20 protein-coding genes are annotated in these 24475 nt (G+C 70.9%); 9 read left to right on the forward strand and 11 right to left on the reverse strand.

Translation table 11 applies throughout. From position 1 onward, the window contains the following. Position 1 precedes the first annotated feature (1 nt). The gene (locus OIE74_RS18185; RefSeq protein ID WP_329384678.1) at positions 2-1813 is read left to right on the forward strand and encodes an alpha/beta hydrolase; all 1812 of its coding nucleotides are present in this window, start codon (positions 2-4) and stop codon (positions 1811-1813) included. 55 nt (positions 1814-1868) lie between these two features. Then, a complete protein-coding gene (locus OIE74_RS18190) occupies positions 1869-2396 on the forward strand; it encodes a hypothetical protein (protein ID WP_329392342.1) in 528 nt (175 codons plus the stop codon). Here OIE74_RS18190 and OIE74_RS18195 read toward each other — a convergent pair. Together OIE74_RS18195 and OIE74_RS18200 are read right to left on the reverse strand one after the other, a co-directional pair. Continuing rightward, a complete protein-coding gene (locus tag OIE74_RS18195) occupies positions 2384-3514 on the reverse strand; it encodes a HAMP domain-containing sensor histidine kinase (RefSeq protein WP_329384681.1) in 1131 nt (376 codons plus the stop codon). The two genes, OIE74_RS18190 and OIE74_RS18195, sit on opposite strands and share 13 nt — an antisense overlap. Continuing rightward, entirely contained in the window at positions 3511-4170 is a 660-nt protein-coding gene (locus OIE74_RS18200; RefSeq protein WP_329384683.1) for a response regulator transcription factor, read from the reverse strand. Before OIE74_RS18200 ends, OIE74_RS18195 begins: the two co-directional genes overlap by 4 nt. A gap of 163 nt (positions 4171-4333) precedes the next feature. On the opposite strand from OIE74_RS18200, the gene metG reads away from it, so the two are divergent. Further along, the gene (gene metG / locus OIE74_RS18205) at positions 4334-5947 is read left to right on the forward strand and encodes a methionine--tRNA ligase (RefSeq protein WP_329384686.1); all 1614 of its coding nucleotides are present in this window, start codon (positions 4334-4336) and stop codon (positions 5945-5947) included. A gap of 68 nt (positions 5948-6015) precedes the next feature. Here metG and OIE74_RS18210 read toward each other — a convergent pair whose 3' ends face one another. The 4 genes from OIE74_RS18210 to aspS form a co-directional block, all read right to left on the reverse strand. Next, complete coding sequence (locus tag OIE74_RS18210) at positions 6016-6852, reverse strand: hypothetical protein (protein WP_329384689.1); 837 nt, start codon at positions 6850-6852, stop codon at positions 6016-6018. Positions 6853-6862: 10 nt separating this feature from the next. After that, complete coding sequence (locus OIE74_RS18215; RefSeq protein ID WP_329384692.1) at positions 6863-7681, reverse strand: hypothetical protein; 819 nt, start codon at positions 7679-7681, stop codon at positions 6863-6865. Beyond that, a complete protein-coding gene (locus tag OIE74_RS18220; protein WP_329384694.1) occupies positions 7674-8183 on the reverse strand; it encodes a SigE family RNA polymerase sigma factor in 510 nt (169 codons plus the stop codon). The genes OIE74_RS18215 and OIE74_RS18220 overlap by 8 nt, the downstream gene beginning before the upstream one ends. Before the next feature lie 154 nt (positions 8184-8337). After that, positions 8338-10101: an aspartate--tRNA ligase gene (gene aspS, locus OIE74_RS18225; RefSeq protein ID WP_329384697.1), complete on the reverse strand. Its 1764-nt coding sequence runs from the start codon at positions 10099-10101 to the stop codon at positions 8338-8340. A gap of 198 nt (positions 10102-10299) precedes the next feature. Between aspS and OIE74_RS18230 the strand changes: the two genes are divergently transcribed. Beyond that, the gene (locus tag OIE74_RS18230) at positions 10300-12444 is read left to right on the forward strand and encodes an ATP-binding SpoIIE family protein phosphatase (protein WP_329384699.1); all 2145 of its coding nucleotides are present in this window, start codon (positions 10300-10302) and stop codon (positions 12442-12444) included. A 53-nt stretch (positions 12445-12497) separates the two neighbouring features. On the opposite strand, the gene OIE74_RS18235 is transcribed toward OIE74_RS18230, so the two are convergent. From OIE74_RS18235 to OIE74_RS18245, 3 genes are all read right to left on the reverse strand, one after another. Further along, the gene (locus OIE74_RS18235; RefSeq protein ID WP_329384701.1) at positions 12498-13559 is read right to left on the reverse strand and encodes an AI-2E family transporter; all 1062 of its coding nucleotides are present in this window, start codon (positions 13557-13559) and stop codon (positions 12498-12500) included. Between the two features lie 307 nt (positions 13560-13866). Beyond that, the gene (locus OIE74_RS18240; protein WP_329384703.1) at positions 13867-14820 is read right to left on the reverse strand and encodes a pirin family protein; all 954 of its coding nucleotides are present in this window, start codon (positions 14818-14820) and stop codon (positions 13867-13869) included. Between the two features lie 150 nt (positions 14821-14970). Continuing rightward, positions 14971-15432 carry an SseB family protein gene (locus OIE74_RS18245; protein ID WP_329384705.1) on the reverse strand — a complete coding sequence of 154 codons (462 nt, stop codon included), beginning with the start codon at positions 15430-15432 and terminating at the stop codon, positions 14971-14973. 173 nt (positions 15433-15605) lie between these two features. On the opposite strand from OIE74_RS18245, the gene OIE74_RS18250 reads away from it, so the two are divergent. The 3 genes from OIE74_RS18250 (at position 15606) to OIE74_RS18260 (ending at position 19211) form a co-directional block, all read left to right on the forward strand. Next, a complete protein-coding gene (locus OIE74_RS18250) occupies positions 15606-17432 on the forward strand; it encodes an acyl-CoA dehydrogenase (protein ID WP_329384707.1) in 1827 nt (608 codons plus the stop codon). A 153-nt stretch (positions 17433-17585) separates the two neighbouring features. After that, positions 17586-18890, forward strand: coding sequence for a M18 family aminopeptidase (locus tag OIE74_RS18255; protein ID WP_329384710.1), 1305 nt, complete (start codon positions 17586-17588; stop codon positions 18888-18890). Between the two features lie 102 nt (positions 18891-18992). Beyond that, entirely contained in the window at positions 18993-19211 is a 219-nt protein-coding gene (locus OIE74_RS18260) for a DUF6458 family protein (RefSeq protein ID WP_329384713.1), read from the forward strand. A gap of 94 nt (positions 19212-19305) precedes the next feature. Here OIE74_RS18260 and OIE74_RS18265 read toward each other — a convergent pair whose 3' ends face one another. Then, on the reverse strand, positions 19306-21141 hold the full coding sequence (locus tag OIE74_RS18265) for an NHL domain-containing thioredoxin family protein (RefSeq protein WP_329384716.1): 1836 nt from the start codon (positions 21139-21141) through the stop codon (positions 19306-19308). A 494-nt stretch (positions 21142-21635) separates the two neighbouring features. Further along, entirely contained in the window at positions 21636-22625 is a 990-nt protein-coding gene (locus tag OIE74_RS18270; RefSeq protein ID WP_329384719.1) for an ArsR/SmtB family transcription factor, read from the reverse strand. A gap of 76 nt (positions 22626-22701) precedes the next feature. On the opposite strand from OIE74_RS18270, the gene OIE74_RS18275 reads away from it, so the two are divergent. Next, a complete protein-coding gene (locus tag OIE74_RS18275) occupies positions 22702-23949 on the forward strand; it encodes an MFS transporter (RefSeq protein WP_329384722.1) in 1248 nt (415 codons plus the stop codon). Then, the gene (locus OIE74_RS18280; RefSeq protein WP_329384725.1) at positions 23946-24440 is read left to right on the forward strand and encodes an LURP-one-related/scramblase family protein; all 495 of its coding nucleotides are present in this window, start codon (positions 23946-23948) and stop codon (positions 24438-24440) included. Before OIE74_RS18275 ends, OIE74_RS18280 begins: the two co-directional genes overlap by 4 nt. The last annotated feature ends 35 nt before the right edge of the window (positions 24441-24475 follow it).

The following is a 24475-nucleotide window of genomic DNA, read 5'->3' on the forward strand; positions in this document are numbered from 1 at the left end:
CATGGATCTCGCGACGCTCAAGGCCCTCAAGCCCGCGGAGTACGAGGAGGCCGCCGACGGCTACCGGACGACCGGCGACATGGCCAGTGCGGCCAAGGACACGATCGACAACCGGATCGGCGCGGGCGTACGCCACCAGTTGAAGGGCGAGGCGGCGACGGCAGCCCTGCGGGAACTGCGGGAACTGGCCAAGAACTTCCACTACGCGCAGACCGAGTGCGCTCTGGTGAGCACCGCGCTGAACGGTTTCGCCTACGACATGGCGGCCGCCAAGCGGAAGCTTGACGCGGCGATCGCCGACGCCGGTGCCGACAACTGCACGGTGCGGCAGGACGGTTCGGTCAGCTATCCCGCAGGAAAGAAGCCGGGCGAGGAGAAGAACGAGCCGGGCGGCACCGTGACCGGCAGCGCCGGGGGCAGCGCGACGTCCGACGCGCTGGAGCGCCAGGCGGCGGGCATCCACCCGAACCCGTACTACGGCAGGGCCATGGCGTACGCGAACCGGATCGCCGACGCGCTGAGGGAAGCCACGGACGCGGACGCCAAGTGGGCGCCGAAACTGCGCGCGTTGAAGGCGGACGACGACCTGACCGTCTCCAAGCAGGACTGGGCCGACGCGCAGTCGGACATGGGCGGGGTGCGCGAGGCGGGCAAGACCTACCTCGACTCACTGCCGCAGGCCCCGAAGGACGGCACCCCGGCGGCCAACGCGGCCTGGTGGAAGGGGCTCAGCCCGGAGGAGCAGGCGGCGTGGCTCTCGACCCGGCCCGACACGGTGGGGGCGCTCGACGGGCTGCCCGCCACCGTGCGCGACGAGGCGAACCGCGTCGTACTGGAGGAGAAGCGCGGTCAGCTCCAGATGGAACTGGACTCCATGCCGAAGCCGCCCGCCAACGAGTGGACCTGGATAACGGCAGGCATGTACCCGTCCAAGGTGCACACCGACGAGTGGATGGCGTGGCACAACAAGTACGGGGACCGGTACGAGCAGCTCAACAAGTCCCTCAAGGGCATCGGGAGCATCCAGGACCGCTTCGACAGGACCGGGGAGAGAGGCCTGCCCGAGGCGTACCTGCTCGGCTTCAGCCCGGAGGGCAACGGCCGGGCGATCGTGGCCAACGGCAATCCGGACACGGCCGACCACCAGGCGGTCTATGTACCGGGGACGACGTCGAATCTGGGCGGTATCGGCGGGGACATCGGCCGGATGGAGAACGTGTGGCGTTCTGCCACCGAGTCGGCCGATGGCGGCTCGGTCTCCACAATCACCTGGCTCGGATACGACGCCCCGCAGGACATCGTCAAGGACTCGCCCTTCAGCCACTACGCCGATGACGGTGCTCCGGCCTACAACCGCTTCATCGACGGCCTCGACGCGTCGCGTACGGCCGAATCGGACACGCACCGCACGGCGATCGGCCACTCGTACGGCACGACCCTCATCGGATCCGCGGCCCGGCAGGGTGAGCTGAACGTGGATGATGTGATCTTCGCCGGCAGCCCCGGGGTGCAGGTGAGCAACGCCGACCAGATGGACGTCCCAAAGGGGCACGTCTGGAACCAGGAGGCGAAGGGGGATGTCGTCCCGGACGTCGGACGCTTCGGGCACGGCGGAACCGACTGGGACGGAGCTTTTACGACTCCGAGCGACGAACGCTTCGGCGCCAACCAGTTGCAGACCGACACCGAAGGCCACAGCGACTACTGGAAAGACGGCACCAAGAGCCTGTGGAACCAGGGCCAGGTCGTGGCAGGCAATGGTGGCGACGCCGCGTTGAAGCCGCCGCCGGACCGCTGGGCGCATGTGAAGTGAAAGATGACCACGCACACCCGCACGTTCCGACCGATCGAGGCTTCTCGACTTGAAGATGCAACTGGGGGCGTCCGCGCTCCTCATGTCCCTCGCCCTCATGACCCTGACCGGATGCGGCATGACTGACACCAACAGCTCCGACGACATCCCCACCGCGGGCACCAGCAACTCGGAGGACGCCGCCGACGAGGCGGAGCGGATCTCCAGCGAGCTCTACGACCTGATCGGCGTCAAGGGAAAGGCGTCCGACACCGGACCGGGCGTTTCGGAGTGCGGCGGCAAGGACCCGGAGAAGTACTTCACGATCTTCCACCCGTGGAGTTTCACTCCGGCATCGGCCGACGAACTCGACGGTGTGATGGAACGGCTCAAGACGGAACTGCCCAAGCACGGCTGGAAAGTTGTCGAGTACGGGCCGGACACCAGCATGAACAAGAATCTCAGCCTCACGGCCGACAACGACGAGAAGAAGCACAGCGTCAAGATCGTCCAGATGACGAAGCGTGAGCCGCCGAAGCTCAGTCTGACGGTCGTCTCCGGCTGCTATCAGGTCCCCGACGGCGAGAAGGTCTACCGGTTCTGAGGCGGCAGCTCCACCCGTACCGCCAGCCCGCCGCCCTCCCCGCCCGGCTCCGCCGACACCGTGCCGCCGTGGGCCGTCGCTATCGAGCGGACGATCGAGAGACCCAGGCCCGCGCCCGGCCCCATGCGGTCGCGGCCCTCGCCCCGGCGGAAGGGTTCGAAGAAGGCCGGGATGTCCTCCGGAGCGATGCGGGGGCCGTCGTTACGGACCGTCAGAGCCGTGCCCGACACGGAGACGTCCACCTCGCCCTCCCCGTACGCCTGCGCGTTCGCCAGCAGATTGCCGACCAGCCGGTCCAGCAGCGCCCGGTTGCCCCGTACGCGCGCCGTCTCCGCCCCCGGCTCCGTCACCGTCACCGACAGGCCGTGCCGGGCCGCCTCCTCCGTCACCAGGTCGCCCCAGCGGATCTCCTCCTGGTCCTCGACCTCCCGCTCGCTGCGCGCCAGGACCAGCAGGCCGTCGATGAGCTGTTCGCTGCGGCGGTTGTTGGCGAGCAGCAGCTCCTTCGTACGGGCCAGCTCCTCCGGCGAACCGGCGCCCGTGAGGCCCACCTGGATCGCCGTGCGCTGCGTGGCCAGCGGCGTACGCAGTTCGTGGGAGGCGTTCGCGATGAAACGCCGCTGGCTGTCGAAGGCCTTCTGGAGCCGGCCGAGCAACTCGTCGAGCGTGTCGCCCAGTTCCCTCAGCTCGTCGTCGGGGCCGGTCGACCCGATCCGCTCGTGCAGGTTGTGCGCCGACAGCTGCCGCGCCTTCGCCGTCATCGCGTGCACGGGCCGCAGCACCCGCCCCGCCGTCCACCAGCCGACGCCGACCGCGCACAGCGCCATCACCACCAGCGCGCCCACCGACCAGAACATCAGCTCGTCCGACGCGGCCTCGCTGACGTTGTCGGTGAGCTGGTAGACGGTGACGGGCGCGAGCCGGCCCTCCTCGGTGAGGTAGTAGCCGTTGCCCGACGACGGCGGCAGCGCCGGTACGACACGGGCCGCGATCTCCTCGGCCTCCGTCTGCGTACCGGCGCTGGACAGCAGGTTCACGACCGCGAGCAGGCAGCCGCCGAGGACGAGGAAGACCGCGCCGTACACAAGGGCGATCCGCTCCCTGATCGCACCCGTCACAGCACGTAACCCCCTCCGTCCAGGTCCACCGGCCTGATCAGCGCCGGATCGCCGAGCTTGGCACCAAGCTCCCCCACACAGAGGCGTACGACACCTGAGAGCGGGTCCGTCTGCGCGTCCCACGCGCGCTCCAGCAGCTGCTCCGTCGTCACGGCCTTTCCGTCCGCCTCCAGCAGGATCTGGAGCACGGTCAGCTCCTTCACGGAGAGGTCGAGGGCCTTGCCGTCGCGTACCGCCGTACGGCTCACGGTGTCCAGCCGCACACCGCGCCGCTCCAGAGTCGGCTGTAACGCCCGCGAACTCCGCCGGCGCAGCGCCCGCACGCGCGAGACCAGCTCGGGGAACTCGAAGGGCTTGCCCAGATAGTCGTCAGCGCCCAGATCGAGCCCCTTGACGCGCTCCTCCATGGAAGAGGACGCGGTGAGCATCAGGATCCGGGTCCGGGACTCGTCGGCGACGAGCCGGCGGGCGACGTCGTCGCCGTGGACGCGGGGGAGGTCACGGTCGAGTACGACGACGTCGTAGTCGTGCAGCCCGAGATAGGCCAGCGCGGCGTCCCCGCTGTACACGGTGTCCACGGCGAACCCGGCCCGCCGCAGCCCGGTGGCGATCAGCTCGGCCAGGATTTCCTCGTCCTCGGCGACCAGCACGCGCATCTGAATCCTCCCCGCCCCGTGCGGGAGCGCACGAGTGTCGTCCTTCTCCTTCTAAAGATGCGTTTGCCGGGGTCATAGGTTGTGCCGAATCCACACTCTTTAACCACAGTCTCAGGTTTAACCGAGGTGAAGGGACCTCTGCCGGGCCGTTAGGATTTCGACCATGGCCGCCACTGGATCCGAAGAGCAGGGTGGGCGGGCGTACTACGTCACCACCCCCATTTACTACGTCAACGACGCTCCTCACCTGGGCCACGCCTACACGACCGTCGCAGGCGACGTGCTCACCCGCTGGCACCGCCAGCGGGGCGAGAAGGTGTGGTATCTCACCGGCACGGACGAGCACGGTCAGAAGATCATGCGTACGGCCGAGGCGAACGGTGTCACCCCGCAGGAGTGGGCGGACAAGCTCGTCGACGAGGCGTGGCGGCCTCTGTGGAAGCACCTGGAGATCGGACACGACGATTTCATCCGGACGACGGAGAAGCGACACACCGACCGCGTCCAGGAATTCGTGCAGGACCTGTTCGACAAGGACGAGATCTACAAGGGCGGCTACGAGGGCCCGTACTGCGTGGGCTGCGAGGAGTACAAACTCCCGGGGGAGCTGCTCGACGGCGAGGGCGAGTTCGCGGGTCTGAAGATCTGCGCGATCCACAAGACGCCGGTGGAGATCCTCAAGGAGGAGAACTACTTCTTCAAGCTCAGCGAGTACGGCCCGAGGCTCCTGGAGCACTACGCGGCCAACCCGGGCTTCATCCAGCCCGAGTCCGCGCGCAACGAGGTCGTGAACTTCGTCAGGCAGGGGCTTCAGGATCTGTCGATCTCCCGGTCGACGTTCGACTGGGGCGTGCCGGTGCCGTGGGACGAGAAGCATGTGATCTACGTGTGGATCGACGCGCTCCTGAACTACGCGACGGCCGTCGGCTACAACGAGAACCCGGCGAAGTTCGAGGAGACCTTCCCCGCCGACGTCCATCTCGTCGGCAAGGACATCCTGCGTTTCCACGCGATCATCTGGCCCGCGATGCTGCTCGCGCAGGGTCTGCCGCTGCCGGGCAAGGTCGCGGCGAACGGGTGGCTGATGGTCGGCGGCGAGAAGATGTCCAAGTCGAACCTGACCGGCATCAAGCCGCAGGACCTGACCTCGCACTTCGGTGTGGACGCGTACCGCTGGTACTTCCTGCGGGCCATCGCGTTCGGGCAGGACGGCTCGTTCTCCTGGGAGGACTTCTCCGCCCGGTACACCTCCGAGCTGGCGAACGACTACGGCAACCTGGCGTCGCGCGTCGCGGCGATGGTCGGCAAGTACTACGGCGGCACGCTGCCGGAGGCGACGTCCGGCGGGGCCGCGGAGCAGGCCGTACGGGACGGGCTGGCCAGGGCGGTCGGTGAGGCCGACCGGAAGATCGGCGAGGAGCTGGACTTCCAGGGCGGCATCCTGGCGATCTTCGACTTCGTGAAGCAGGTCAACGGCTACATCACGGAGCAGGAGCCCTGGAAGGTCGCGAAGGACACGTCCGACGCGGGCCGGGCGGCGCTCGCGACGATCCTTTACACGGCCACGGAGGCGCTGCGCGGGGTCGCGGTGCTGCTGAACCCGGTGATGCCGGACACGTCGCAGAAGTTGTGGGACTCGCTGGGCGCGGAGGCCTCGCTGGGCGCGCTGGCGGACCAGCGGGTCCAGGACGCGGGCTCGTGGGGGCAGCTGCCGGCGGGCACGACGGTGACGAAGGGCGCGGTGCTGTTCCCGCGTCTGGAGGAGAAGACCGCGTAACCGCGGAGATCGGGGCACCGGACGGGCCGCGGATGCGGCGCGTCCGGCGCTGTCGCGAAACGGCCCCTTCAGCGGCCCAGAGACGACACGTCGCCCATCACCACCTGCGGGTGCTTCGACGGGTCCAGCCAGCGCAGGAGTTCCTTCATCCGGCCCATGGGGATGGAGACGCAGCCCTGGGTCGGGCCGCCGTGGTCCACATGGATCCAGATGCCGCCGCCCTTGGCCGCGCCCAGCGGTCGTGTCCAGTCCAGTGGCGTGGTGCCGGGCTTGCGGTTGTAGTTGATCGCCACGACGTGGTCGAAGGACCCCGCCAGGGGCTCACCCTCGAAACCCACGCCGCCGAGCGTGAAGGCCGGGCCCCGGTCGTAGGGGAGTCTCGTCCCCGGGTCCGGCAGCCGGCCGCCCGCGTCGGTGAGGCCGAAGACGCCGACCGGGCTGCGGAGGTCGCCCTGCCGGTGGTCGTCGGTCCAGCCCTTCAGGGCGTTGTGCGCCGGCCAGGGGTCGGTGACCGACCGCCAGCCCTCGACGGGGTCCCGCTCGTAGAGGACCAGGGTCGCGCGGTTGGAGTCGGGGGCGTCGCCCGTGACCACGACGGCCTGGCGGCTGGACCCGGGGATCCCCGACCGGGTCCGCGGGCCGAGGGACGGGATCTTCCTGGGGCGTACGGCCTGCTGACCGGCCGCCGATTCCGGCACGGCCCGCCCGAGACCGCCGCGCGCGCCGTCCGGCTCGTCGCCGCCCGCGCCCTTGTCGTCGACGGCCTTCTCGTCCACGGCCTTGGGGACGGACGATCCTCCGTCTTCCCCGAACCCGCCGCCGAGCCCGCCCGCGCAGCCGCCGAGCAGCAGACCGGCGGAGAGAAGAAGGGCGGCCACGTGGCGCGGGCGTACGCGGTGAGACATGAGTGACCTTTCAATTCGCATGGACGTCGGTCCCACCGTTGTCGTGGGCCTGGGCGGTCGGAGCCCTGCTGGGCTCGCGGCCCGCCGCGGAAGCGGGATGGCCCGCACCGGCGATCATGGCGCGTACGTCGTCGAGGATCGGGGAACTCGCCCCGGCCCCGGCGGCGCAGACACTGACTTGGATGCCTACGTCGGCGCCGGGATCCGGTCCGGCGAGCAGGGCGCTGTACTCCTCGGTGCCCATGAGCTTGCGGCAGAGCGCCGAGGGCCGCGCCAGCGGGTGGAGCGCGGGCGGGTCCTGGGTCTTGGTGTCGAGCCCGCGGAACTTCTTCACGTCCAGCGAGACCAGCACGCTCCCGGACGGCAGCGTCGCGACCGGTTCACAGCCGGTCTCCGGCTCCTTCGCGCACGCCGGTGTGAGGGTGTCGGGCACCCGCCGACTGGCGACGTACCCGCGGGGCACGAGGTCGCGCGCGGGGTCGCCGGGCACCGCGAGCGCCTGCCAGCCCGGCGGCAGCCGCAGGGTGAGATCCCCCAGGTCGGGGAAGCGGACCGCGCGGCCGTCCTCGCTGTCCGTGGCCGAGACGGTCGGCGCCGGGCTCGCCGGTGGCGCGCCCCCGTCCGGGCCGCCGCGCAGGAGGCCGGGCAGGAGTGTGCCGGCCACGACGAGACCGGTCACCGCCACCGCCGTCGTCCCGGCGGCCCGGCGGCGCCTGCGGCTGCGGGCGGCCCGCTCCCGTACGCGGCGCAGGCGCTCGTCAGGGGCGGGCAGCCGGGGCACGGCGCGCTCCAGCAGGATCCGCAGCTCCCGCTCCTCGTCCTCAGACACCCCGCTCACCGCCGTCCACCGGCACGGGCAGCGCGGCCCGCAGCGTGCGCAGCGCCTTCGCCGACTGGCTCTTGACCGTCCCCGGCGAGCAGCCGAGCGTGGCCGCCGTGTCCTCGACGCTCAGGTCCTCGAAGAAGCGCAGCACGACGACCGCGCGCTGCCCCACCGGCAGCGACCGCACCACGGCGGCCAGCGACTGCTCCAGATCCACGCTCGCGTACGCGTCGAACGGGCCCGCCGACTCCGGGACTTCGCCGTGCGGCACCTCGCCGCGCCACCGTCTGCGCCACCACGACGCGTGCGTATGGACCAGCGCCTTGCGTACGTACGCCTCCGGCCGCTCCCCGGAGATCCGGTGCCACTTGGGCCACACCTTGGCCAGAGTCGTCTGGAGCAGGTCCTCGGCCAGATGCGCGTCGCCCGTCAACAGCCAGGCCACCCGCAGCAGTCGCGGCCCGCGCGCGGCGACGAACGCCTCGAAGTCGCCGTCGCCCGGGTCCATCGTCTTCTCGCCCTCGCCAATCCGTTCGGTCGTCCACGACCGGTCAACGTCCCGGGGGGCCGCTCAGGTTGCCCTTTGGCGAGAAGACGCCACGCGAAGGACCCGGAACCGTACGGTTCCGGGTCCTCGCGGCAAACGAAAAACAGCTGCGCGGCTACTTCGCGGCCGGCTTGCGGAGCTGGATGTTCAGCTCCCGCAGCCGCGTCTCGTCCAGCTCGGTCGGCGCGCCCATCATCAGGTCCTGCGCGTTGCCGTTGAGCGGGAAGGCGATCGTCTCGCGGATGTTGGGCTCGTCGGCGAGCAGCATCACGATGCGGTCGACGCCCGGCGCGATGCCGCCGTGCGGCGGGGCGCCGAGGCGGAAGGCGCGCAGCATGCCCGCGAACTCGTGCTCGACGGTCTCGCGGTCGTAGCCCGCGATCTCGAACGCCTTGAGCATCAGCTCCGGCTCGTGGTTCCTGATCGCGCCCGACGACAGCTCGATGCCGTTGCAGACGATGTCGTACTGCCAGGCGAGGATGTCCAGCGGGTCCTTCGTCTCCAGGTCTTCGAGACCGCCCTGCGGCATGGAGAACGGGTTGTGCGAGAAGTCGATCTTTCCGGTCTCCTCGTCCTTCTCGTACATCGGGAAGTCCACGACCCAGCAGAACCGGAACACGCCCTCCTCGAAGTGGCCCGAGCGCCTGGCCGCCTCGACACGGACCGCGCTCATGATCTTCGAGACCTCGTCGAACTCGCCCGCGCCGAAGAAGATCGCGTGGCCGGGCACGAGCGACAGGCGCTCGGTGAGGACCTTGACGTCGTCCTCGGTGAGGAACTTGGCGATCGGGCCGGTCAGCGCGCCGTCCTCGCCGACCCGCACCCACGCGAGGCCCTTGGCGCCCTGCTCGACCGCGTAGTCACCGAGACCGTCGAAGAACTTCCGCGACTGGCCCGCCGTGTCCGGCACCGGCAGCGCGCGCACGTGCTTGCCCGCGAACGCCTTGAACTCGGAGTCCTTGAAGACGTCCGAGATGTCGACCAGCTCCAGCTGGGCGCGCAGGTCCGGCTTGTCGTTGCCGTACTTGAGCATCGCCTCGCGGAACGGGATGCGCGGGAAGGGGGACGTGACCTCGCGACCGCCGCCGAACTCCGTGAACAGCTCCGTCATGAGCTTCTCGATCGGCCGGAAGACGTCCTCCTGCTCGACGAAGGACATCTCCACGTCGAGCTGGTAGAACTCGCCGGGCGAGCGGTCGGCGCGGGCGTCCTCGTCGCGGAAGCAGGGCGCGATCTGGAAGTAGCGGTCGAAGCCGGAGATCATCAGCAGCTGCTTGAACTGCTGCGGGGCCTGCGGCAGGGCGTAGAACTTGCCCGGGTTGAGCCGGGAGGGGACCACGAAGTCGCGGGCGCCCTCGGGGGACGTCGCGGTCAGGATCGGGGTCGCCATCTCGTTGAAGCCCAGCGCGGTCATCTTGTGGCGGATCGCGGAGATGACGGCCGTACGCAGCAGGATGTTGCGGTGCATGCGCTCGCGGCGCAGGTCGAGGAAGCGGTATTCGAGGCGCCGCTCCTCGTTGACGCCGTCGTCGGTGTTGATCGTGAACGGCAGCGGCCCGGCGGCGCCGAGGACCTCGACCTCGCCGACCTCGATCTCGATCTCACCGGTCGGCAGGTCCGGGTTCACGTTGTCCGCGCCACGGGCGGAGACCTTGCCGTCAATACGGACGACGGTCTCCTTGGTGAGCTTGGAGAGCGCCTCGTTGGCGGGGGTGCCGGGGCGGGCGACGAGCTGGACGAGACCGTAGTGGTCGCGGAGATCGATGAAGAGGATGCCGCCCAGGTCTCGACGATTGTGCAGCCAGCCGCTCAGCCGGACGTCGGTGGAGACGTCAGAGGCGCGGAGCTCGCCGCAGGTGTGGGACCTGTACCGATGCATCGTCGTTCATCCAGTCTTAGCTCTTGGCGGGTGGGCTTGGCCGCTCCAGGTTACCGGCAGGGCCAAGGGCGCCTCCCCCGCATTTACGGGGTCCTCCCGGTTACCGGCCCGTGCCCGGTCCCCGTTCCGTCCCCGCCCGGCCACCCGCACGCCCGCTCGGCACCGCACCCATCACCCGCATCGGTCTAAAGTGGTGCAATGCGCACCGAGGATGTACTGGCCGCGATCGCGACCGGTCTGTGGCGCTGGGACAACGCGGCCGGGTACGTCACCCTCGACGCGGAGGGGGCACGGCTGCTCGGGCTGCCCGCGGAGCCCACGGTCCTCAGCGAGGCGGCCATGCGCGCGCGCCTGCATCCGGTCGACTGGGCCGAGACCTACGGCATCGTGCGCCTCGCCGTCGCCGAGGGGACGGTCGCCGAGGCCCAGGTGCGGGTCGTGGGCGAGGACGGGCAGGTGCTCCGTACCATCAGGTCCCGCTCCAAGCCGCTGGTCACCAAGCACGAGTACGGCGACGACTACGAGCTGATCGGCACCCTTCAGGAGATCGTCGCGCCCCATCCGGGCGCGCTGACGGGGCAGAGCCCGGTCGCCGGCGACTGGCGGCGCTCACGTGAGGCGTTCCTGCTCGACGCGGGGCGGGCGCTCGCCGAGGCGCGCTCCACCGCCGAGGTGCTGCGGGTCGCGGCGTCGCTGTCCATGCCGGGCTTCTCCCCCGACGGGCTCGCCGTCTTCGGCGTCGAGGGTGATCATCTGACGGTCATCGGGCACCATGGGCACCCGGACGGCGCGGAGGGACCCTTCACGGACATGTCCGTGAACACGGACTACCCGGCGGCCGAGGTCGTACGGACCGGCCGGGCCATCTATCTGCCGACGCCCAGGGACTACCACGACCGCTACCCGGCCACCTGGCCGCTGGTGCAGGGTTTCGGACGTCAGTCCTGGGCCTTCGTGCCGCTGATCGTCGCCGGGCGCACGATGGGCGCCTGGATGGCGGCCTTCAAGCACCCGGTGACGTTCACGCCCGACGAGCGGTCCGTGCTGACGACGGTCGGCAGGATGCTCGCGCAGGCGCTGGTACGCGCGGACGCCGCGGAGACCGAGCGCGAGCTGTCCCTGGGGCTCCAGCGCTCGATGATGCCGACGCTGGGGCCGGACATCCCGGGGATGAGCGTGGCCGCGCGCTATGTGCCGACGGGCGGCGGGCTCCAGGTGGGCGGCGACTGGTACGACATGATCCCGCTGCCCGGCGGCGGCAAGGTGGCGCTGGTCATCGGGGACGTCCAGGGGCACGACGTACGGGCCGCGGGCCTGATGGGGCAGCTGCGGATCGCCCTGCGCGCGTACGCCGCCGAGGGGCACCGGCCCGACGCCGTACTGGCCCGTGCCTCGCGCTTCCTGCACGGCTTGTACGAGTTCTCGGTCCCGCACGGACTTACGGACCCCCACGACGACGAGGACGGCGAGGACCCCGAGTACGGCCTGGCGCGCTTCGCGACATGCCTCTACATGGAGGTCGACCCGGACTCCGGCACACTCGACATCGCACGGGCCGGGCATCCCGACCCGGTGATCCGCGCGGCGGACGGCACGGCGGTCATCCGGCAGACGGCGGGCGGGCTGCCGCTGGGCATCGAGGCGGACTCGAACTACCCGACGACCCGGGTGGTTCTGGAGCCCGGCGACACGATGATGCTCTGCACCGACGGGCTGATCGAGACCGGCGGGCACGACATGCTGAGCGGCTGGACGCGGCTGCGGCCCGTGCTGGAGAACAACACGGGCGTGTCGCTGGAGAAGCTCGCGGACGCGCTGGTGGAGGCTGTCCACGGCCCCGGCTCGCACTACACGACGGGCCCGCTCGCCGACCGCCGCGAGGACGACATCGCGCTGATGCTGCTCGCGCGGGACACCACACCGGCGGCACCGGCGCGACCGCACCCGCGCCGTGCGGTGCTGACGATCTCCCAGGCCGAACCCGCGCAGGTCGCGGGCGCGCGGGGGCATCTGAAGGACCTGCTGCACGACTGGGCGGACGAGGAGCAGGTCGACTCGGCGGTGCTGATGCTCTCCGAGATGGCGACGAACGTGCTCGTCCACACGGACGGCGACGCGGTGCTGATCGCGGAGGCGGCGGGGGAGCGGGGCAGACGCCGCCTGCGGGTGGAGGTCTCTGACGCGAGCGACGAACTCCCCCACAAGCGCAGGCCCGGCGAACTGGCGTCGAGCGGCCGGGGCCTGGTGCTGCTGGAGATGCTGGCGGACGCGTGGGGGGTGGACCCGCGGGGCGAGGGCAAGTCAATCTGGTTCGAGATCTACGAAGACGGCGACGCGGGCTGACCGGATCGCGCCGGTGCGGTCGCTCTGGTGCGGTCGCTCTGGTGCGGTCGCTGTCACGGAGAGCGCGCCTCGTACCGTTCGCGGATCTCCGCGAGGACCCCGAAGGCCGCCGCCGTCAGCGGCACCGCCAGCAGTGTTCCCAGGATCCCGGCCACGCTCGCGCCCGCCGTGATCGCCAGCATCACGACCGCCGGATGCATCTGCACCGTACGGCTCTGGATCACCGGCTGGAGCACATGGCCCTCCAGGACCTGCACGGCCAGTACGACCCCGAGCGCCCACAGCGCGATCACCACGCCCCGGTCGGCGAGCGCGACGAGCACCGCCACGGCGCCGGTCAGGAACGCCCCCAGGTACGGGATGTACGCCCCCACGAACACCAGTGCGCCCAGCCCGACCGCGCCCGGCACGCGCAGGATCAGCAAGCCGGCGGTGATACAGATCGCGTCGATGAGCGCGATGAAGGTCGTCCCGCGCATGAAGCCCTCGACGGCCCCGAACGCCCGCCGCGCCATCGCCTCCACGACGTCGCCCGTACGGCGCGGGGCGAGGGAGCGCAGCGCGCCGGCGACCCGGTCGGAGTCCTTGAGGAAGAAGAAGATCAGCAGCAGCGCGAGGACGGCGGTGGCGATCAGCTCGCCGACGACGCTGAGCCCGGTGATCACGCCGGAGGCGGCCGTACCGCCGAACTTGCCCAGCAGATCCCGCGCGTTCGACGCGATGTCGTCCAGCGACGTCCCGGCGGCCCCGAACTGCTTGCTGAGGTCCCGCCCGGCCTGCCTGAGCGAGTCGACGATCTGGTCGCCGGTCTCGATGAGCGCGGTGACGACGACGTATCCGGCCCCGCCGACGACCGCGACCAGCGCCAGACAGGTCAGCCCGGCGGCGAGGGACTTGGGCATCCGCATGGCGACCAGCCGCCGGTAGAGCGGGCCGAGGAGCGCGGTCCCGAGGATCGCGAGCAGTACGGGGGTGACGGCCGTCTTGAAGGTGATGACGATCCACACCCCGACGGCGACGACACCGGCGACGAGCAGCACGACGGCGCACCAGGCACCCACCCGCCAGACCTCCGGGGGCAGCACGCCGGGCGGGCCCCCGCGCGAGTTCTCCATCCGCCCACCCGACCACGCCGTCCGGGGCGCTGCCCCACGGATGGGGCCGGGTGGGTGACGGAGTGTCACTCACAGGTGGAGCGGGGCCGATCGGGGCGGAGTCCGCCCCGCTCCACCCGGACTTAGGGCGTGTCTTTCGGATCTTGCCGGGCTCGCGAGCCCTGGCACGCACGCACGCCGCGTTGTCGTCGGTCGGCATGGCTCCGCCATGCCTCCCTCCTCCGCCTTGCGACCGCACGCACCAACGGGACATCAGCCGCTGCCGCGGCGGGCGCTCCCTCATCCGGCCTGATCCAAAAGACACGCCCTACTCGGCGCCCGCCGGCACCGTGCCCAGCCGGCCCGCCTGGAAGTCCTCGAAGGCCTGCTGGAGCTCGGCGTGACTGTTCATCACGAACGGTCCGTAGTGCGCCATCGGCTCCCGGATCGGCCGGCCGCCCAGCAGGACGACCTCCAGGTCCGGGGTGTTCGAGTCCTGGGACTCGTCCGCGCGGACCGTCAGCGACGACCCCGCGCCGAAGACCGCGGTCTGGCCCGTGTGCACGGGCCGCCGGTCGGTACCGACCGCGCCGCGTCCCGCCATGACGTACGCGAGACCGTTGAAGTCCTCGCGCCACGGCAGCGTGACCTCGGCACCCGGCCGCAGCGTCGCGTGGATCATCGTGATCGGCGTGTGCGTGATGCCGGGGCCCTCGTGCCCGTCCAGCGAGCCCGCGATCACCCGCAGCAGCGCGCCTCCGTCGTGCGAGGTCAGGAGCTGCACCTGGCCGCCGCGGATGTCCTGGTAGCGCGGGTCCATCATCTTGTCGGCCGCGGGCAGGTTCACCCAGAGCTGGAGGCCGTGGAAGAGACCGCCGGACACCACGAGCGACTCCGGCGGCGCCTCGATGTGCAGCAGGCCGGAGCCCGCGGTCATCCACTGCGTGTCGCCGTTACGGATCGTTCCGCCGCCACCGTTGCTGTCCTGGTGGATGAAGGTGCCGTCGATCAGGTACGTCACGGTCTCGAAGCCGCGGTGCGGGTGCCAGGGAGTGCCCTTCGGCTCTCCGGGCGCGTACTCCACCTCGCCCATCTGGTCCATCATGATGAACGGGTCGAGGTGCTGGTAGTTGATCCCCGCGAACGCCCGGCGCACCGGGAATCCCTCGCCCTCGAAGCCACCGGGCGCGGTGGACACGGCGAGCACGGGCCGGGCGACGGCGTCGGCTGCCGCAGTGACACGGGGAAGGGTGAGTGGATTTTCGACGGTCACGGCGGGCATCGGGGGCCTCCTCGGCTTCGGGCTCCAATTTAGTTGAAAGGTGAACATCTGACAAGGCAGCGGTTATTCCGCACGCGTGTCACGCGCGTCACCAGGGGAAATCCAGCGCCGGCCGGGGTTCAGCCGCGCACCTGTCAGCCGTACGACGGCTCAGCCGTACATCCGCCGCATCGCGAAGTCGACCATCTGCTCCACGGCCTTCGCGTCGAACACCATCCGGTGCTCGCCCTCCATGTCGATCACGAAGCCGTAGCCCGTCGGCAGCAGATCGATCACCTCGGCACCGGTGATCACGAAGTACTTCGACTCCTTGCCCGCGTACCGCCGCAGCTCCTTGAGCGTGCTGAACATCGGGATGACCGGCTGCTGGGTGTTGTGCAGGGCCAGGAAGCCGGGGTTGTCACCGCGCGGGCAGTAGACCTTCGACGTCGCGAAGATCTGCTGGAAGTCCTCGGCGGACAGCGACCCGGTGGTGAACGCCCGCACCGCGTCGGCCAGCGAGGGAGGGGACGGCTCGGGGTACAGCGGCTGCTCCCCGTATCCGCCGCCCATCGGCTGCTGCGGGGGCGCGTACTGCTGCTGGGCGCCAGCGTTCTGGTCGTAGCCGTACATGGGCCCAAGACTACTGAGGAAAAGGCCCACCCATGGGCCGCATGCGCTCCTCGTCGTCCTCGTCACAGATGTCCGGTAGGGGTTGCATCTTATTACCGACGGGTAGCATCATCGGAGCACTACTGATACGCGTACGAGGAATCCGCCTCCCAACCGCTTACGGAGCCGTCGCCATGGGGCACTACAAGTCGAATCTCCGCGACATCGAGTTCAACCTCTTCGAGGTCCTCGGGCGCGACAAGCTGTACGGCACGGGCCCGTTCGCGGAGATGGACGTCGAGACAGCCAAGACGATTCTCTCCGAGGTCACCAGGCTCGCCGAGTCCGAGCTGGCCGCCTCCTACGCCGACGCGGACCGCAATCCCCCCGTCTTCGACCCCGAGACCAACACCGCCCCCGTCCCCGCCTCCTTCAAGAAGAGCTATCAGGCCTTCATGGACTCGGAGTACTGGCGGCTCGGCCTGCCCGAGGAGATCGGCGGCACCACCTCGCCCCGCTCCCTGATCTGGGCGTACGCGGAGCTGCTGCTCGGCGCCAACCCGGCGATCTGGATGTACACCTCGGGCCCGGCCTTCGCCGGCATCCTCTTCCAGGAGGGCAACGAGGCACAGAAGAAGATCGCCGAGATCGCCGTCGACAAGCAGTGGGGCTCCACGATGGTGCTCACCGAGCCCGACGCGGGCTCGGACGTGGGCGCGGGCCGCACGAAGGCCGTCGAGCAGGAGGACGGCTCCTGGCACATCGAGGGCGTGAAGCGCTTCATCACCTCCGGTGAGCACGACATGTCGGACAACATCCTTCACTACGTGCTGGCCCGCCCCGAGGGAGCGGGACCCGGCACGAAGGGCCTGTCCCTCTTCCTCGTACCGAAGTACGAGTTCGACTGGGAGACCGGCGAGCTGGGCGAGCGCAACGGTGTGTACGCGACGAACGTCGAGCACAAGATGGGCCTCAAGGCGTCGAACACGTGCGAGCTGACCTTCGGCGACCGGCACCCCGCCAAGGGCTGGCTGATCGGTGACAAGCACGAGGGCATCCGCCAGATGTTCATGATCATCGAGTTCGCCCGGATGATGGTCGGCACGAAGGCCATCGCCGCGCTCTCGACGGGGTATCTGAACGCGCTGGAGTACGCGAAGGAGCGCGTCCAGGGCCCGGACCTCTCGCAGTTCATGGACAAGAGCGCGCCCAAGGTCACCATCACGCACCACCCGGACGTACGCCGCTCGCTGATGACGCAGAAGGCGTACGCCGAGGGCATGCGCTCGCTGGTGCTCTACACCGCCTCCCTCCAGGACGAGATCGCCAAGCGGGAGGCGGAGGGCGAGGACGTGAAGGCGCAGCACGCGCTGAACGACCTGCTGCTGCCGATCGTGAAGGGCTACGGCTCCGAAAAGTCGTACGAGCAGCTGGCCCAGTCGCTCCAGACGCTCGGTGGCTCCGGGTATCTCCAGGAGTACCCGATCGAGCAGTACATCCGCGACGCCAAGATCGACACTCTTTACGAGGGCACCACCGCCATCCAGGGCCAGGACTTCTTCTTCCGGAAGATCGTCCGCGACCAGGGGCAGGCGCTGAACACCCTCTCCGAGGAGATCAAGCAGTTCCTCGCCGTCGGGACGGGGGGCGCGGAGCTGGCGCCGGCCCGCGACGCGCTCGCCAAGGCGGCCGTCGACCTGGAGGCGATCGTCGGCAGGATGCTGACCGACCTCTCCGCCACGGCCGATGACGTCAAGAACATCTACAAGGTGGGCCTGAACACCACCCGCCTGCTGATGGCCTCGGGCGATGTCGTCGTCGGCTATCTGCTGCTGCGCGGTGCGGCGGTGGCCGTGGAGAAGCTGGAGACGGCGTCCGCGAAGGACGTGCCCTTCTACCAGGGCAAGATCGCGGCGGCGAAGTTCTTCGCGGCGAGCGTCCTGCCGGGGGTCTCGGTGGAGCGCGCGGTGGCCGAGTCGGTCGACAACTCGCTGATGGAGCTGGACGAGGCGGCGTTCTAGAAGTCGTCCGGCGCTCTTTCGCCAAGTCCGTCCGGCAGTCTTCCGCCAAGTCGTCCACGGGCGCCGGGCGGGCCGTGATCACGGTCCGTCCGGCGTCCGGCGTCCGCTTCAGCCGTGCGAATACGCCAAAGCATGGCTCGTTATGGTGATCCCATGAGCAGATCCGCCCGCTTCGACCGCGGCCACACCGACGACCTGATGACCTTCCTCGCCGCAAGCCCCACGCCGTACCACGCGGTGGCGAGCGCCGCCGAGCGCCTGGAGAAGGCCGGCTTCCGGCAGGTCCAGGAGACGGACGCGTGGGAGGGGACCACCGGCGGCAAGTACGTCGTGCGCGGCGGGGCGCTCATCGCCTGGTACGTCCCGGAGGGGGCCGAGCCGCACACGCCGTTCCGGATCGTCGGCGCGCACACGGACTCCCCCAACCTCCGGGTGAAGCCGATCCCGGACACCGGGGCGTACGGCTGGCGGCAGGTCGCCGTCGAGGTGTATGGCGGGCCGCTGCTCAACACCTGGCTCGACCGGGACCTCGGGCTGGCCGGCCGTATCTCCCTGCGGGACGGCAGCCACCGGCTCGTCAACGTGGACCGGCCGCTGATGCGCGTACCGCAGCTGGCCGTCCATCTGGACCGCGGGGTCAACACCGACGGTCTGAAGCTCAACCCGCAGCGGCACATGCAGCCGATCTGGGGGCTCGGCGAGGTCGGGGAGGGCGACCTGATCCGCTTCGTCGCCGAGGAGGCCGGGGTCGCGGCGTCCGACATCACCGGCTGGGACCTGATGCCGCACTCCGTCGAGCCGCCCGCCTATCTCGGGCGCGACCGCGACCTGGTGGCCGGGCCGCGGATGGACAACCTGCTGTCGGTGCACGCCGGGACGGCCGCGCTGGCCGCCGTCGCGGGGGCCGCGGGTTCGGGCACGGAGCTGCCGTACATCCCGGTCCTCGCCGCCTTCGACCACGAGGAGAGCGGCTCCCAGTCGGACACCGGCGCCGACGGGCCCCTGCTGGGCACGGTGATGGAGCGCTCGGTGCTGGCACGCGGCGGTTCGTACGAGGACCGGGCGCGGGCCCTGGCCGGTACGGTCTGCCTCTCCTCCGACACCGGGCACGCCGTGCACCCCAACTACCCGGAGCGGCACGACCCGACGCACCACCCGCGCGCCAACGGCGGCCCGATCCTCAAGGTCAACGTCAACATGCGGTACGCCACGGACGGCGGCGGGCGCGCGGTGTTCGCGGCGGCGTGCGAGCGGGCCGGGGTGCCGTGGCAGACGTTCGTCTCGAACAACTCGATGCCCTGCGGCACGACTATCGGCCCGATCACGGCGGCCCGGCACGGCATCAAGACGGTCGACATCGGGGCGGCGATCGTCTCGATGCACAGCGCGCGCGAACTGTGCGGCGCGGACGACCCGTTCCTGCTGGCCAACGCGCTGGCCGCGTTCCTGGAGGGCTGACTTCCGCGGGCCGAACTCCCTTCTCCCGCATGGGTGTTCCCGGGCCGGGTACCCGCATGGGCGGCCCGGGAACGGCCACCACTCGTGTCAGAGGCGGGATTCATGGGCGTTGGCGGATGCATCGCACTCATCGCGGTGGGGGCGATCCTCACCTTCGCGACGGACTGGGAGGCGGAGAGCGTCAACCTCGACCTGGTCGGGGTGATTCTGATGGCGGTCGGCCTCATCGGTATCGCGACATTCACGAGCATGGCGAAGCGCCGGCGGACGATCGTGACACCGCCGACGGTCATCGAACGCGACCGGCAACACGACTTGTAGGCCGGGGCCGTACGTGCTCCGCACGCCGGGGGCTGTACGTGGTCCGTAAGCCGTCGGCCGTACGCCGGAGCCCGCACGCCGGGGCGGGTACGTGCTACGCGTCCAGCCCGGCCAGCACCAGACCCAGCCGGCCCGCGCCGGACCCGGTGACGCGTACGGGCACGCCCCAGTCCTGCTGGTGCACATGGCACGCCGGGTACTCGATCTCCGGAGCGTCGTCGCAGGACGCGGCCATGGCCGAGACATGCAGCACGCCCTCGGTGACACCGTCCGCGAGCACCAGTTCGCGCCCCAGGTCGGTACCGGCACCGGCACCCTCCGCCAGCAGCTCCGGCGGGGTGGCGGAGACCAGGAGCCGGGTCGAGGGACCGTAACGGGTGTCCAGCTTCTGCCCCTTGGGCGCCTCGAAGACCACGTCGAGCCGCAGCGCGCCCGGCGCGACATCGGTCGCGGCGCGCTGTGTGCGGTGCGCGACCGACTCGACGCGGACGGCCTCGTCGGGCAGCCGCAGCCGGGTCAGCCGGTGCCGGGCGGACTCGACCACGACGATGTCGTCTCCGACGAGCACCGCGCCGGACGGCTCGCGCAGGTCGGTGGCGAGCGTCGTGACCTCCCCGGTCGCCGGGTCGTAGCGGCGCAGGGCGTGGTTGTAGGTGTCGGACACGGCCACGGAGCCGTCCGGCAGCGCGGTCACGCCGAGCGGGTGCTGGAGCAGGGCCTGGCCGGCGGGGCCGTCGCGGTGACCGAAGTCGAAGAGCCCGGTCCCGACGGCGGTCCGTACGACGAAGCCGTCCCCGTCCCGCTCCACGTACCGCAGGGCGCTGGTCTCGGAGTCGGCCACCCACATCCGGTCCTCGGTGGCGGCCAGCCCGGACGGCTGCGCGAACCACGCCTCGGTGGCGGGCCCGTCGACCAGCCCCTCGTTGGTGGTACCGGCCGCGACCGCGACGGTGCGGGTCTTCGGGTCGTACGTCCACAGCTGGTGCACCCCGGCCATGGCGATCCAGAGCCGGTCGTGCCACCAGGCCACGTCCCACGGCGAGGAGAGCGCCACGTCGAGCGCGGGGCCGTGGGCCGGTGAGCCCTGCCACCACTGCCTGCCGGTGCCGGCGAGGGTCTCGACGGCGCCGGAGGCGGGGTTGAACTCGCGGATCGCGTGGTTGACGGTGTCGGCGACGGCGATCCGGCCGTTGGGCATCAGGGCGAGCCCCTGCGGCTCGTTGAACGACTCGGGCCCGAAGCCGCGCTCGCCGCCGCCGATCCGCCGTACGACGCTCTCGCCGTCGGCCGCCAGCTCGACGAGCTGGTGGCGGGTGGTGTCGGAGACCAGGAAGTTCCCCGAGTCCAGCGTGACCGCCTTGCCGGGGAAGCGCAGGTCGGTGGCGACGGGCTCGGGCGCCACATAGGGCCCGTCGCCGCGCCGCAGGGTGCCCTTCGCGGCGTGCTCGGCCTCCAGCTCCGCCACCAGCTTCTCGATGGCGTGCGCGTGTCCCTCGCCGGCGTGCTGCGCGACGACGTACCCCTCGGGGTCGATGACGACGAGCGTGGGCCAGGCCCGTACCGCGTACTGCTTCCAGGTCGCCAGCTCGGGATCGTCCAGGACGGGGTGGTGCACCTCGTACCGCTCGACGGCGTCCACGACGGCAGTGTGCTCGGCCTCGTGGACGAACTTCGGCGAGTGGACGCCGATGGTCACCACGGTGTCGCTGTGCTTCTGCTCCAGCTCGCGCAACTCGTCCAGGACATGCAGGCAGTTGATGCAGCAGAAGGTCCAGAAGTCGAGCAGAACGATACGTCCGCGCAGGTCGGCGAGGGAGAGCGCGCTGCCTCCGGTGTTCAGCCAGCCGCCCTTGCCGACCAGCTCGGGGGCACGGACACGGGCACGGCGGCGGGGTGCGGGAGAGGGGCCGGAGGCGGAGACGTCGTTCATGGTTCCAGGGTGCCACCCGCCTCGGACAACGCGACCCGGACCCCGCGCCGGCCGGCCGGAATGAAGAGTTACGGGCTACCGCGTCCCACTCGCACCGGCCCACCGGGGCCAGGCGCGTGCGCCCGCGCGGGTGCGGCGTACCCAGGGGGTGTCCGCGAAGCGGCGTCGTCCGCCCACACGAGGGGCTCACGCCCGCCGCGTCAGCGGCTGACAAGTCCCGCTGGTGCGTGCGATCGCAAGGCGGGGGAAGGAGTCGCGGGGAGCCGTGCCGACCGGCGACCACGGAGGGCGCATCCCGCCCGAAGGGCGCCGAGTCCCCCGCCGTCCAGCGCGGCCATGAGCGGCGCGCCGAGGCCCGCTCCGTGCAACGGCTCCTCGGCCCGTCGTCGGTGGCCGTCGTGCGCGACCCCGCCACCGGCGCCCTGATGAACCAGCTGCGCCGTCGCCCGTGGCCGGGCAGGCCGACCGTGAGCCCGGCAAGAGCGGAAGGGGCCCTATCCGCGTCCCCCGGCCTCCGCCGCGCCCATGAGGGCCTCGCCCGCCTCCGTACGGAAGTAGAGCACCGAGCGGCCCGCCCGGCGGCGGGCGATCAGGCCCGCGTCGTGCAGCACCCTCAGGTGGCGGCCCACCGAGCCCAGGCCCTGGCCGGTCAGGGCCACCAGTTGCGTCGTGCTCTTCGGGGCGCCGAGCAGGGTCAGCACCGTGGCCCGGCCGGGGCCGAGCAGATTGCGCAGCGGCTCGGGCACCGGCGGGCGGCCGCCCTCGTGGGCGAGGGCCCCGGCGCACGGGTAGACCACGGCGTACCGGTCGGCATCCCACGACACCCAGCCCGTGTGCGGCGTGACGGGCACGAACATCAGCCGCACGCCGGGGATCACCTGCGAGGGGCCGCCGCGCGTGTTGATCTGGAGGCGGCTGCCGCCCAGCCAGCGCATGCCGGGGCGCATATCGCCCAGCGCGCTCGCCCAGCCGCCCCGGCTCAACTGGGCCGTCCGCGCGACGATGTCGGCCTCGATGAGGCGTCGGCGCCGTGGCCAGTACGGCAGTACCGTCCGCGCCCACACCCACTCCACCACCGCGGCTGCCCGCTCCGGCAGATCGTCGCGGCCGGCGAGGAGGGCGGGGAGCGGGCCGTTCAGGGAGACCAGCAGGTCGGCGCGGACGGTCGCGGGCGGAGTGTCCCGTATCCGGGTCAGCTCGGCCTCGAAGGTCTGCCCCGTCAGGGGCAGACCGGTGGGCGTGGGGGTGATGAAGTCCGCGTTCCAGGTGCGGCCGAAGGCCGCCCGTACGAGCTGCGCCGTGACCGGGTCGTCGGCCTGCCTGGCCCGGTAGGCGGGCAGGTGCGCGTCGAGCCACGCGCGCTCGCCGGGGTGCGCGGCCCGCCCTTCCTCCAGCGCCCGCAGGCTCGCCACCGCCTCCGTAAGAGGCGACACCACGAACCGGCTCCCGGCGAGCGTGTCCGCGTCGACCTGCCACCAGCCCATCCGACCTCTCCCCACCATGTTTCGCGCTCCCGCGAAACATTAACGCCGCCTCCCGCGCGCCTCGGAGACTCCGGACATGCGCACCTACCAAGAGCTGTTCCGCACCCCGGAGTTCACCCCGCTCTTCCTCACCACGGCCGGACAGGTCAGCGCCCAGACGGTGAGCGGGCTGGCGCTGAGCACGCTCGTCTACACGGCGACCGGCTCTCCGCTGCTCTCCGCGCTCGCCATGTTCGGCCCCTCCCTCGCCCAGGTGCTCGGCGCGACGATGCTGCTGTCGGCGGCCGACCGGCTGCCGCCGCGTGCCGCGCTGACCACGCTGTCGCTGGTCTTCGCGCTCGGCACGGCCGCCACGGCGTTGCCGGGTCTGCCCGTCCCGGCGGTCCTCGCGATCGTGCTCTGTCTCGGCGTCGTCTCCGCGCTGGGCGGCGGGGTGCGCTACGGGCTCGTCACCGAAGTCCTCTCCAAGGAGGGCTACCTGCTCGGCCGGTCCGCGCTCAACATGTCCGCGGGCCTGATGCAGATATGCGGCTTCGCGGCCGGAGGTGTGCTGGTCGCCTTCCTGTCGCCGCGCGGGGCGCTGCTCACCGGCGCCGGGCTCTACCTCGCGGCGGCGGCCGTCGCGCGGCTCGGCCTCAGTAGGAGGCCGCCGCGCGCCACCGGCCGCCCCTCGGTCGCCCAGACGTGGCGGAACAACGCGCGCCTGTGGTCGTCCCGGCCCCGCCGCACCGTCTATCTGGCGCTGTGGGTGCCCAACGGCCTGGTCGTCGGCTGTGAATCCCTGTACGTGCCCTACGCCCCCGAGCACGCGGGGCTGCTCTTCGCCGCGGGTGCGGCGGGCATGCTCGCCGGGGACATCCTGATCGGCCGGTTCGTCCCCCGCCGCGTACGCGCGCACCTCGCCGTCCCGCTGTTGCTGCTGCTCGCCGTGCCGCACCTGTTCTTCTTCCTCGGCCCGGCCCTCCCGCTCGCCGTACCGCTCGTGACCCTCGCGACCGTCGGCTACGCGGCGAGCCTCGTCTCCCAGGAACGGCTGATGGCCCTGACACCGGACGAGCTGAGCGGGCACGCGCTCGGGCTGCACTCCTCCGGCATGCTCACGATGCAGGGCGTGTGCGCGGTCCTCGCGGGCACCGTCGCCGAGCGGACGTCGCCGGCCACGGGCATCACAGTGCTGGCGGCGGCCTCCGTCGCCGTCACCCTCACGCTCGCGCGCGGGCTGCGGGAGAAGCCGGTGCCGACGGCGGACGCCGTCCTCCGTACGCGTGCAGGTGACGCCGTACCACCGTCGCCGGGCAGCCCGGTGGGTACTGATCCGGCGTGAAGTACTTGGTGCGCGACAAGATCTTCGCCATCGGCGACGACTACTGGATCGAGGACGAGCAGGGCCGCCAGGCCTTCCTCGTGGACGGAAAGGCGCTGCGGCTGCGCGACACCCTGGAGCTGAAGGACCCTCAGGGGCGGGTGCTGGTCACGCTCCGTCAGAAGCTGCTGAGCCTGCGGGACGCGATGACGATCGAGCGGGACGGTGAGCCGCTGGCCACCATCCGTAAGAAGAGGCTCTCGCTGCTGCGTAACCACTACCGGGTCGAACTGGCCGACGGCACCGAGCTGGATGTAAGCGGGCGGATCCTGGACCGCGAGTTCGCGATCGAGTACGACGGCGAGCTGCTGGCGCATGTCTCGCGCCGGTGGTTCCGGGTGCGGGAGACATACGCCGTGGACGTGATCAGGGACGAGGCGGACCCGTCGCTGCTGATCGCGGTCGCGGTGTGTGTGATCCGGATGGCGGAGAAGGAGCACGAGGGGGGCTGAGGGGTGGCCGCCGGCCCGGCGCGGGCCCGCCTCCT

This window comes from Streptomyces sp. NBC_01716, assembly GCF_036248275.1.
Classification (GTDB): Bacteria; Actinomycetota; Actinomycetes; order Streptomycetales; family Streptomycetaceae; genus Streptomyces.

Coding starts and splice junctions, on each gene's coding strand:
- OIE74_RS18260 (WP_329384713.1), top strand. CDS start 18,993: ATGGGCGTTGGCGGATGCATCGCACTCATCGCGGTGGGGGCGATCCTC.
- OIE74_RS18185 (WP_329384678.1), top strand. CDS start 2: ATGGATCTCGCGACGCTCAAGGCCCTCAAGCCCGCGGAGTACGAGGAG.
- OIE74_RS18230 (WP_329384699.1), top strand. CDS start 10,300: ATGCGCACCGAGGATGTACTGGCCGCGATCGCGACCGGTCTGTGGCGC.
- metG (WP_329384686.1), top strand. CDS start 4,334: ATGGCCGCCACTGGATCCGAAGAGCAGGGTGGGCGGGCGTACTACGTC.
- OIE74_RS18220 (WP_329384694.1), bottom strand. CDS start 8,183: ATGGACCCGGGCGACGGCGACTTCGAGGCGTTCGTCGCCGCGCGCGGG.
- OIE74_RS18210 (WP_329384689.1), bottom strand. CDS start 6,852: ATGTCTCACCGCGTACGCCCGCGCCACGTGGCCGCCCTTCTTCTCTCC.
- OIE74_RS18270 (WP_329384719.1), bottom strand. CDS start 22,625: ATGGGCTGGTGGCAGGTCGACGCGGACACGCTCGCCGGGAGCCGGTTC.
- OIE74_RS18265 (WP_329384716.1), bottom strand. CDS start 21,141: ATGAACGACGTCTCCGCCTCCGGCCCCTCTCCCGCACCCCGCCGCCGT.
- OIE74_RS18255 (WP_329384710.1), top strand. CDS start 17,586: ATGAGCAGATCCGCCCGCTTCGACCGCGGCCACACCGACGACCTGATG.
- aspS (WP_329384697.1), bottom strand. CDS start 10,101: ATGCATCGGTACAGGTCCCACACCTGCGGCGAGCTCCGCGCCTCTGAC.
- OIE74_RS18250 (WP_329384707.1), top strand. CDS start 15,606: ATGGGGCACTACAAGTCGAATCTCCGCGACATCGAGTTCAACCTCTTC.
- OIE74_RS18275 (WP_329384722.1), top strand. CDS start 22,702: ATGCGCACCTACCAAGAGCTGTTCCGCACCCCGGAGTTCACCCCGCTC.
- OIE74_RS18235 (WP_329384701.1), bottom strand. CDS start 13,559: ATGGAGAACTCGCGCGGGGGCCCGCCCGGCGTGCTGCCCCCGGAGGTC.
- OIE74_RS18240 (WP_329384703.1), bottom strand. CDS start 14,820: ATGCCCGCCGTGACCGTCGAAAATCCACTCACCCTTCCCCGTGTCACT.
- OIE74_RS18200 (WP_329384683.1), bottom strand. CDS start 4,170: ATGCGCGTGCTGGTCGCCGAGGACGAGGAAATCCTGGCCGAGCTGATC.
- OIE74_RS18190 (WP_329392342.1), top strand. CDS start 1,869: ATGCAACTGGGGGCGTCCGCGCTCCTCATGTCCCTCGCCCTCATGACC.
- OIE74_RS18245 (WP_329384705.1), bottom strand. CDS start 15,432: ATGTACGGCTACGACCAGAACGCTGGCGCCCAGCAGCAGTACGCGCCC.